This is a genomic window from uncultured Campylobacter sp. (assembly GCF_937997465.1).
GTDB lineage: Bacteria > Campylobacterota > Campylobacteria > Campylobacterales > Campylobacteraceae > Campylobacter_A.
On the sequence record NZ_CALKTQ010000128.1, the window covers coordinates 1 to 8,355 of the forward strand.

Here is an 8,355-nt window from a genome sequence, read left to right on the forward strand (position 1 = left end):
TATCACGCGCTCTTCGCTTGCTTGCAGGTAGGTATCCGGGCTAAATAAATTTTGCTTTTTTAGGATGATTTCATCGATCTTGTCGTAGTCTCCGACGCCGGTGAATAGATCAACCTCGGGCAGCTCCTTCATCAGCTCCTCGCGGTAACGCTGCATCAGACAGCCCGTAACCACGAGCAAAGAGCTTTTTTTACGCGCTTCGTGCATATCTAGGATCGCGCGGATGCTTTCTTCTTTTGCCGAGTTTATAAAGCCGCAGGTATTTACGATGATGACGTCGGCAGAGGCGACGTCGGGCGTGATCTCGTAGTTTGAGAGGCGTCCGAGCATGATTTCAGAATCCACCAGATTTTTGTTACAGCCTAAGGATACTAAGTGAAGCTTACCCATCTTATACCCACAGATTGTCGATCAGACGCGTTTTGCCGACATACGCGGCGACTAGGATGATGGTGTTGCTTGGCTCTATTAGCGAGATTTCGTTTAAATTTCTATCGACGATCGCGACGTAGTCGACGTTTAGCGGCTCTAGGGTTTGCAGCATCTCGCCTTTTATCGTTTGCGCGTTTAGCTCGCCGGCCGCGATCAAATTTGAAGCTTTTTTAAGCGAATGTGAAAGCTTAAGCGCCTCTAGCTTTTGCCCCTCGTCTAGGTAGGCGTTTCGCGAGCTAAGCGCCAGTCCGTCTCGCGCGCGAACGATCTCGCAAGGCACGATCTCTAAATTTAAAAAACAGGTCTTTACGAAATTACGCACGATGAGCAGCTGCTGCGCGTCCTTTTTGCCCATATAGACGCGCTTTGCGTTTGTTAGATTAAATAGCTTGTTTAGCACGCGAAGCACGCCGTCAAAGTGCCCGGGGCGAGTCTTGCCCTCAAGCACGCTTGCTAAATTTTCAGGCGCGCTGATTAGCGGCTCGGTATCAAAATATAGCTCCCTAGCCTCAGGTGCAAACATCGCGTGCACGCCCAGCTCCTCGCAAATTTTAGCGTCGTTTTGCTCGTTTTTCGGGTAGCTCTCAAAGTCCTCGCCGGCTAAAAACTGAGTCGGGTTTACGAAGGTCGAAACGATCGCGGTTTTGTTTTCTGCTACGCATCTTTTTATGAGGCTAGCGTGCCCATCGTGAAGCGCGCCCATCGTAGGTACGAAGCCGATATTTTCGGGATTTGCCGCGACAAAATCTCGCAGCTGTTCTGCTGTTCTTAAAATTTGCATTTTCTCTTCTTTGTGTTTAATTTTAACGCGCGATTATAGCAAATTTTATCTTTACTCTTACAAATATGTTATAATCACGCCAAAAAGCACAAAAAAGGTCTTAAATTTTGGATAATTACGAATACACGGAACTCCTAAAAACCCTAAACACAAAAGTAGAAAATATCGCTGGCGTCGTAAAGCCTGAGAGTATCAAAGCTCGCCTAAAAGAGATCGAGGAGATGGAGAACGATCAAAATTTCTGGCAAGACATCGCAAAAGCAAGCGCAATCGGCAAGGAAAAAACTAAAATTTCAAACATCTTAAATAACTTCCTAAATGCCAAAAGTGCCGTAGACGACGCAAAGGATCTATATGAACTGGCAAACTCTGAAAACGACGAAGAGACGATAAATTCGCTCTTTGCAGAGGCGGACGAGCTAGAGGATAAGATTGTAAATTTAGAGATTTCTATGCTACTTAGCGGCGAGGACGACGGCAAAAACGCCATCGTCACCATCCATCCGGGTGCGGGCGGCACGGAGAGTAACGACTGGGCGAGTATGCTATACCGCATGTATCTGCGCTTTTGCGAAAGAGAGGGCTTTAAGGTAGAAACCCTGGACTTCCAAGAGGGCGAAGAAGCCGGACTAAAAGACGTGAGTTTTATCGTTAAAGGCGTAAACGCTTACGGCTATCTAAAGGCCGAAAACGGCATCCACCGCCTAGTGCGAACCAGCCCGTTTGATAGCGCGGGACGCCGTCACACGAGCTTTACTAGCGTGATGGTAAGCCCAGAGATTGACGACGACATCGAAATAGAAATCGACGAAAAAGATCTAAAAATCGACACCTACCGTGCGGGCGGAGCAGGCGGTCAGCACGTAAATAAAACCGAGTCCGCGGTGCGCATCACTCATGCGCCTACCGGCATCGTCGTGCAGTGTCAAAACGACCGCAGCCAGCACAAAAATAAGGCCACCGCGATGAAAATGCTAAAATCGCGACTGTATGAGCTAGAGTTAATGAAGCAGCAAGAAGCCGCCGGTAGTATCGAAAAAAGCGAGATCGGCTGGGGCCATCAGATCCGCTCCTACGTGCTTTTCCCGTATCAGCAGGTCAAAGACAACCGCAGCGGCGAGGCGTATAGCCAAACCGACGCGATACTAGACGGCGATATAAAAAAGCTCATCGAGGGCGTTTTAGTAAGTCAAAAAAGCATAAACTAGAAAGGAAAAATATGGAAATTTCAGCTCTCTTAAACCAACTAGGCTATAACGAAAACGACGCAACCACCGCGCAAGTTAAGCGCATCCTAAACAACTGCGACGGGTTAAATTTAAGCAGTATTATCACGCTAAACGACCATCTAAAACCGCTCGGCGGCTTCGTCGCGATGAGCGGCAGCGAGGACGTGTTTAAGATAAAAAACGCGGGCAAAATGCCAGGTGCGCTAAACGTGATCGAAAACTGGGCTGAAAAGAACAAAATAAGCATAAAAAGAGTAAATGAAAATACTCACTACATACTAGGAAAAAACATATGAAAAACTACGATATCATCGTCATCGGCTTTGGCAAAGCAGGTAAAACCCTCGCCGTAAAAGCCGCAAATTTAGGCAAAAAGGTCGCCGTGATCGAAAAATCGGCGCAGATGTACGGCGGAACATGCATAAACGTCGGCTGCATCCCGACTAAAAAGCTAGTAAATTTGAGCAAAGAAGCGCAATACGTAAATAACAACGTTGCGGGCGAATACTTCACGCTAAGTATCGAGAAAAAAGACGCTCTCGTTTCCGCACTTAGAGCCAAAAATTTCGCGATGCTTGATGATAATGTAAACATCGACGTGATAAACGGCACGGCTAAATTTATAGATAAAAATAGTGTCGAAGTCACGGCGATAGACGGCTCAAAAAGCCTGCTTGCCGCGCAAACCATCGTTATAAATACGGGCTCGATTAATGAAAAACCTAGCTTTGAGGTTAGTTCAAATTTAGCTTACGACAGCACGGGGATTTTAAATCTAAAAACGCTTCCAAAACACCTAGCGGTCGTGGGCGGCGGATACATAGGGCTGGAGTTTGCCTCGATGTTTGCCGAGTTTGGCTCAAAAGTTACTATCGTAGCTCGCTCGGGCGTACTAAAAAACGAGGACGAGGACGTAAAAGAGAGCGTAAAGGCGCTACTACAAACGCAAGGCGTCGAGATTTTAGAAGGCTGCGAAGTTAAAAATTTAAAAGATTGCGTGCTGATTTTTACCCAAAACGGCGAAACAAAATGCCTTGAAGCGGACGCGTTTTTACTAGCGACCGGACGAGTAGCGGCGACTGCGGAGCTAAATTTAAGCGCAGCCGGCGTACAAACGGACACCAAAGGAAACGTGTCGGTAAACGAGTTTTTGCAAACCGCCCAGCCGCATATCTATGCAGTAGGCGACGTTCGCGGCGGCGAGCTTTTCACGTACACGAGCCTAGATGATTTTCGCATCGTCTTTGACAAGCTTTTTGGCGCCGGCAAACGCAGCACGCTAAACCGCTCGCCTCACGCCAACGCGCTTTTTACCGAGACTCCGCTAGCTAGCATCGGACTAAACGAGAAACTGGCCGCGGCGCAAAATTTGGACTTTAAAGTCCTAAAACTAGCGCTAGCCGCAGTCCCCGGCGCAAAGGTAGTCGGCAACGAAACAGGATTTTTAAAAGCGATCGTGGAGGCAAAAAGTGGCAAAATTTTGGGCGCAGCATTTCACTGCGTTTACGCAAACGAGCTTATCAACGAAATCGCCATCGCAATGGCTCTAGGCGCAGGTGCTAATTTCTTTAAAAATCAGATTTTCACCCACCCTAGTATCAGCGAAGCACTAAATGACCTCTTTGGACAATTTTAAAAACGACGGAAAGGATAAAAAATGAGGAATTTGCTTCTTGCTTTTATCGGGCTTTTATTCGTGGGATGCGCAGCTTCAAGCGGCGGACCCAACGACAACCCCGACTACGATTTTAACAAACGCGCCATCGAAGTTCTAAAGCCAAAATGCGAAAGCGGCAACTACTCCGCGTGCAACGATCTTGCCATCAGCTATCAAAATTTACAAGATCACAAAACCGCTCTAAAATACTATGAAAGAGCGTGCAAAAACAACTATCAAGCCGCCTGCACAAACCTCGCCAACATGTACCAAACCGGCCTTGGCGTAAGCAAAGACGCAAACAAAGCACTTGAAATCTATAGCGCCTCATGCACGAACGGCGGGGCGTACTCTTGCTACTACTTAGGCGAGTTTTATCGCTCGGCAATCGACGGCAAAGAACCGGACTACGCAAACGCCATGTCGGCCTACGATAGAGGCTGCAAACTAGGCGACGTACCGTGCTGCACGAACACGGCCGTACTTTACGAGCACGGCCTAGGCGTAGCGCAGGACGAGTCAAAAGCTAGAAGCATCTACCGCTCGGCGTGCTTTAGCGGCGACACGTCTGCATGCGACAATCTAAAAAGAATGGGCAGAAAGCGCTAAATTTAACGCATTTAAATTCGGTGTTAAATTTACTACGGCGAGTCAAATTCGGCTCGCCTTTTTAAATTTGACCGTAGCAAATTTAACTTCAAATTTGCCTCAAAATTTACCTCCCAAAACCCACATCTTAAAAATATAAAAACCAAAAACCATCCGTCAAATTTGATGCCTAACACTCGCAAATTTAACAGCTAAAATTTAGGTTTTATTTTTGACGTTCCATAGCCAAATTTTATTCGCTCCGCCAAAAAACAGGTTAAATTTGAGCGGATTTTCCCTGCAAATAGCAAAAACAAACAACGCCAAATTTGAGTAAATTTTATAAAAGATAGAAAAAGAGGGGCTCAAATTTAAGCCCCCGGAAGCGTAAGTTTAGAATAAAAATTAAAATTTATAAGAGACGTTAACCTTAAAGTTTCTGCCCGGCTCCCAGTCGATCGCGTTCGCATCGCCCGTATATTCGGCTATTCTTTGAGACTGCGAGACGTAGGCTTTGTTAAATACGTTATAAACGCCCGCGTTTATCTCAAGACCTTTAAATTTACCGCCGCTTGGCGCATAAGTGAGATAGATGTCGCTCACGGCGTAGCTCGGGATATGTACAGCAGCGTCGTTGCCGGCACTCGTGGTGTCTTTCGAGGCAAAATAAATAAGATTATAACCCACAAGCGTATCGATAGCATTTATCGAATACTCGGCGTTAAAGGTGTATTTGTCGCCCTGGTCGCGGTAGCCGATGATATTTGACGTGTAGTAGCCGCCGCTACCGTTTCTCACACGGTCTTTATATCTTACTTTTTGATGAGTATAGCTGGCACCCAGGCTTAGCGCGTCAAGGTTTAACCTCGCCAAAAGCTCGACGCCGTCGATATCCGCGCCGCCTGCGTTGATCCTATAAAGCACCGGATTTATACGCCCGCCTGCTGCGTTATTATCTACGATTAGATTTTTGTATTTGGTTTTAAAGTATTTAGCTACAAAGCTAACGTGTCCCGTTTCGCTAAACTCGCCCTTGTAGCGTCCGCCGATCTCGTAGCTATCGCCCGTAGTGGCCTTTAGATCAGGGTTTGCTCTGTATCCCAGCGCCGTACCTCTGCTAGAGCCGCTAGCTAGCATGGACTCCATAACGTCCGGCCCTCTAAACACCTTAGCATAGCTAGCAAATACCCCAAGCCCTTTCATAAACTCGTAATCAAGCGCGAGAGCGGGTGTAAATTCGTCAAATTTGTATTTGTAGCCGCCGATATTTGCGCCGGTGCCGTTATAGGTCTTTAGCTCGTGGCGCTCGTATCTGATGCCAGGAGTCACGGTTAGGCCTGCAAATTTGATCGCATCCTCTAAGTAAAACGAGTAGTTGTTTACTTTTTCGGGGCGGTTGTTTTGCGGTTTATTAAAGTTTTCGCTGTGGTAGTACTCCGCGCCGTATCTTAGCGTCTGCGTCACGTCGCCCGTCTCTATCGCGGTTTTTGCTTTCGCGCTTAGGCCTCTAGTTTTTACGCCCCATTTGCTACCGTCGATCCTCTGATGCTTCGTATGATACGCAGTTACGTCTAGATTTAGCAGTTCGCTCGGCGTAAATTCGTACTTTAACGTCGTCGTGTCGCGCTCGTATTTGCGGTAGTCATCATTTGTATGCCAACTACCAAATTCTGCTCTTAAAGGATAAAGTCCCTTGTAGTGGTTGTGTTCGTGAGAGAGCGATATCCTGTGCGCATCTAAAAAGCTATATCCGAGCTTAAAAAGATAGCTAAGGTCGTTGCCGTCGCCGCCGATTTTCTTGCCATTGCCGCTTTTACCGTAGTCGTAACCTTTGTGATTTATCGCGGCTAAAAAGTCAAGTCCCTCGACGGGCGCGGTAAAAACCATGAGTCCTTGCGAAAATTCATCGTTGTTTGAGGCGTAGCCCGTTTTGATTTTAGCGCCGATGATTTCGCCCTCTTCTAGCAGATCTCTAGCGTCCACCGTCCTAAAGGCTACCGAACCGCCCAGAGCTCCGGCGCCGTTTACCACAGAGCGCGAGCCGACCTCAACGTCGATGGCTTTGATCAGATCAGGGTCGATTAGTAGGTCTGCGTTGTGGTGAAAGGTATTTCCGTTTTGCTTCGCGCCGTCGATCGTGATGTTTAGGCCGCGGTCGCTCACGCCTCTCATGTAGATTTTTTGATTCATGCCGTTCGTACCGCCCACGTAAACGCCCGGGATATCGCGCATAACGTCTTTTAGTATGCCTGCGTTTCTCGTGCTTATTTTTACGTCGTCTACGCCGTAGCCGCCGCTAGTGCTGCTTACCTCTACGCCGCTTAGCGTTACGTTCTCGGCGGCATTTGCGCCGATAGCCAGAGCCGCTACGAAAGAGATTTTCGCAACATTGTTAAAACTCATTTTTTCTCCTCTTTAAATTTACGAAAATTTGCGCCGATTTAGAAAAACATTTAAATTTTGTTTTCTTTAATCTGCTTAAATTTTGAAAACGAATACTACAATCCTAAGACTAAATTTTAGATAAATTTATCTAAAATATTACTTGCCTATTCGTTATTGACAATAAATACCATAATCTGATATAATTGCCGCGCAAATTTTATAAGAAGGCATTAAATGGAATTTCTCAAACACAACGTCGATTACGTTATCATCGGTATTTTAGGGCTTATGAGTTTTACGGTAGTGTGGCTTACGATAGAGCGCTTGATCTTTTACGCAAACGTTAAATTTGAAAACTACAAGAATCAAGACGACTTTGAAGAGAGCGTAACTAGAAATTTAACAACGCTTTATATAGTTTATTCAAATGCGCCGTATATCGGGCTTTTGGGTACGGTCGCAGGCATCATGGTGACCTTTTACGACATGGGTATGAGCGGCGGCATCGACACTAAAAGCATCATGGTCGGCCTGTCTCTCGCGCTAAAAGCAACCGCACTAGGACTCATCGTCGCGATACCGACGCTAATGATTTACAACGCATTTATGAGAAAAGTGGACGTTTTAGTAAACCGCTACAAGGCTTCACGTGAGAATGCCTAAAAAAGAGGGATTAAACGTAATCCCACTCATAGATATTATGCTCGTTTTGCTAGCTATCGTGCTTAGCATCTCTACCTTTATCGCTCAAGGCAATATCAAAATCGACCTGCCAAACAGCGAGAGCGCGGAAAAAAAGCAAGACGAAAACGATAAAATCGCCGTTTTAATTAATAAAGATAATGAATTTTTTATAGGCGAAGAGAAAATCGCCGAGGGAAATTTAAAAGAAAAGCTAAACGAGATAAAAAACGAAACGTTAATAGAACTCAAAAGCGATAAAGAGAGTAAATTCGACTCGTTTATCAAGGTTATCGACATACTAAAAGAAAAAAATCATGAAAACTTCGCTATCACGACAACAACTGAATAGACGCGCCAGCTTTACGGGGCTTGGCGTTTCTATCCTGTTGCACTCTATCCTCATCGGATCTTTTATCAAATTTTACGAAGAACTAAAACCGATGCCGGAAGAAAAAAGCGTCAAGATAGCGCTAAATACCTTTACGCCGCCAGCAGCTCCGCTCCCGCCGGCACCTACCCCACCGGCCCCGCCGCCTCCGGCACCGCCTGCGCCGCCTCCGCCAGAACCCGTCGTCACGCCGCCAAAACCGCCAAAACCG

8 protein-coding genes and 1 pseudogene are annotated in these 8,355 nt (G+C 46.5%); 6 read left to right on the forward strand and 3 right to left on the reverse strand.

The annotated features are described in order from the left end of the window. Both Q0546_RS03990 and panC read right to left on the reverse strand, forming a co-directional pair. A pseudogene (locus Q0546_RS03990) lies at nucleotides 1–390 on the reverse strand (30S ribosomal protein S12 methylthiotransferase RimO); the annotation flags it as partial. A 1-nt stretch (nucleotide 391) separates the two neighbouring features. Next, nucleotides 392–1,213, reverse strand: a complete 822-nt coding sequence (panC, locus tag Q0546_RS03995; RefSeq protein WP_298790751.1) for a pantoate--beta-alanine ligase — start codon at nucleotides 1,211–1,213, stop codon at nucleotides 392–394. 107 nt (nucleotides 1,214–1,320) lie between these two features. Between panC and prfB the strand changes: the two genes are divergently transcribed. Genes prfB through Q0546_RS04015 form a run of 4 tightly spaced genes read left to right on the forward strand, consistent with a single transcriptional unit; the run spans nucleotide 1,321 to nucleotide 4,708 of the window. Beyond that, nucleotides 1,321–2,421: a peptide chain release factor 2 gene (gene prfB, locus Q0546_RS04000; RefSeq protein ID WP_298790753.1), complete on the forward strand. Its 1,101-nt coding sequence runs from the start codon at nucleotides 1,321–1,323 to the stop codon at nucleotides 2,419–2,421. A gap of 11 nt (nucleotides 2,422–2,432) precedes the next feature. Further along, nucleotides 2,433–2,738 carry a type II secretion system protein gene (locus tag Q0546_RS04005; RefSeq protein ID WP_298790755.1) on the forward strand — a complete coding sequence of 102 codons (306 nt, stop codon included), beginning with the start codon at nucleotides 2,433–2,435 and terminating at the stop codon, nucleotides 2,736–2,738. Continuing rightward, nucleotides 2,735–4,078 (forward strand): FAD-dependent oxidoreductase, encoded by a 1,344-nt coding sequence (locus tag Q0546_RS04010; protein ID WP_298790756.1) that lies wholly within the window; start codon nucleotides 2,735–2,737, stop codon nucleotides 4,076–4,078. The genes Q0546_RS04005 and Q0546_RS04010 overlap by 4 nt, the downstream gene beginning before the upstream one ends. 21 nt (nucleotides 4,079–4,099) lie before the next feature. Next, nucleotides 4,100–4,708, forward strand: a complete 609-nt coding sequence (locus tag Q0546_RS04015; RefSeq protein ID WP_297936511.1) for a tetratricopeptide repeat protein — start codon at nucleotides 4,100–4,102, stop codon at nucleotides 4,706–4,708. A gap of 384 nt (nucleotides 4,709–5,092) precedes the next feature. Here Q0546_RS04015 and Q0546_RS04020 read toward each other — a convergent pair whose 3' ends face one another. Beyond that, nucleotides 5,093–7,090 carry a TonB-dependent receptor gene (locus tag Q0546_RS04020; protein WP_298790758.1) on the reverse strand — a complete coding sequence of 666 codons (1,998 nt, stop codon included), beginning with the start codon at nucleotides 7,088–7,090 and terminating at the stop codon, nucleotides 5,093–5,095. 216 nt (nucleotides 7,091–7,306) lie between these two features. Here Q0546_RS04020 and exbB point away from each other — a divergent pair, with 216 nt between their 5' ends. Both exbB and exbD read left to right on the forward strand, forming a co-directional pair. Next, complete coding sequence (gene exbB, locus Q0546_RS04025; RefSeq protein WP_002950017.1) at nucleotides 7,307–7,735, forward strand: TonB-system energizer ExbB; 429 nt, start codon at nucleotides 7,307–7,309, stop codon at nucleotides 7,733–7,735. Then, on the forward strand, nucleotides 7,728–8,105 hold the full coding sequence (gene exbD, locus Q0546_RS04030) for a TonB system transport protein ExbD (protein WP_298790760.1): 378 nt from the start codon (nucleotides 7,728–7,730) through the stop codon (nucleotides 8,103–8,105). The genes exbB and exbD overlap by 8 nt, the downstream gene beginning before the upstream one ends. The last annotated feature ends 250 nt before the right edge of the window (nucleotides 8,106–8,355 follow it).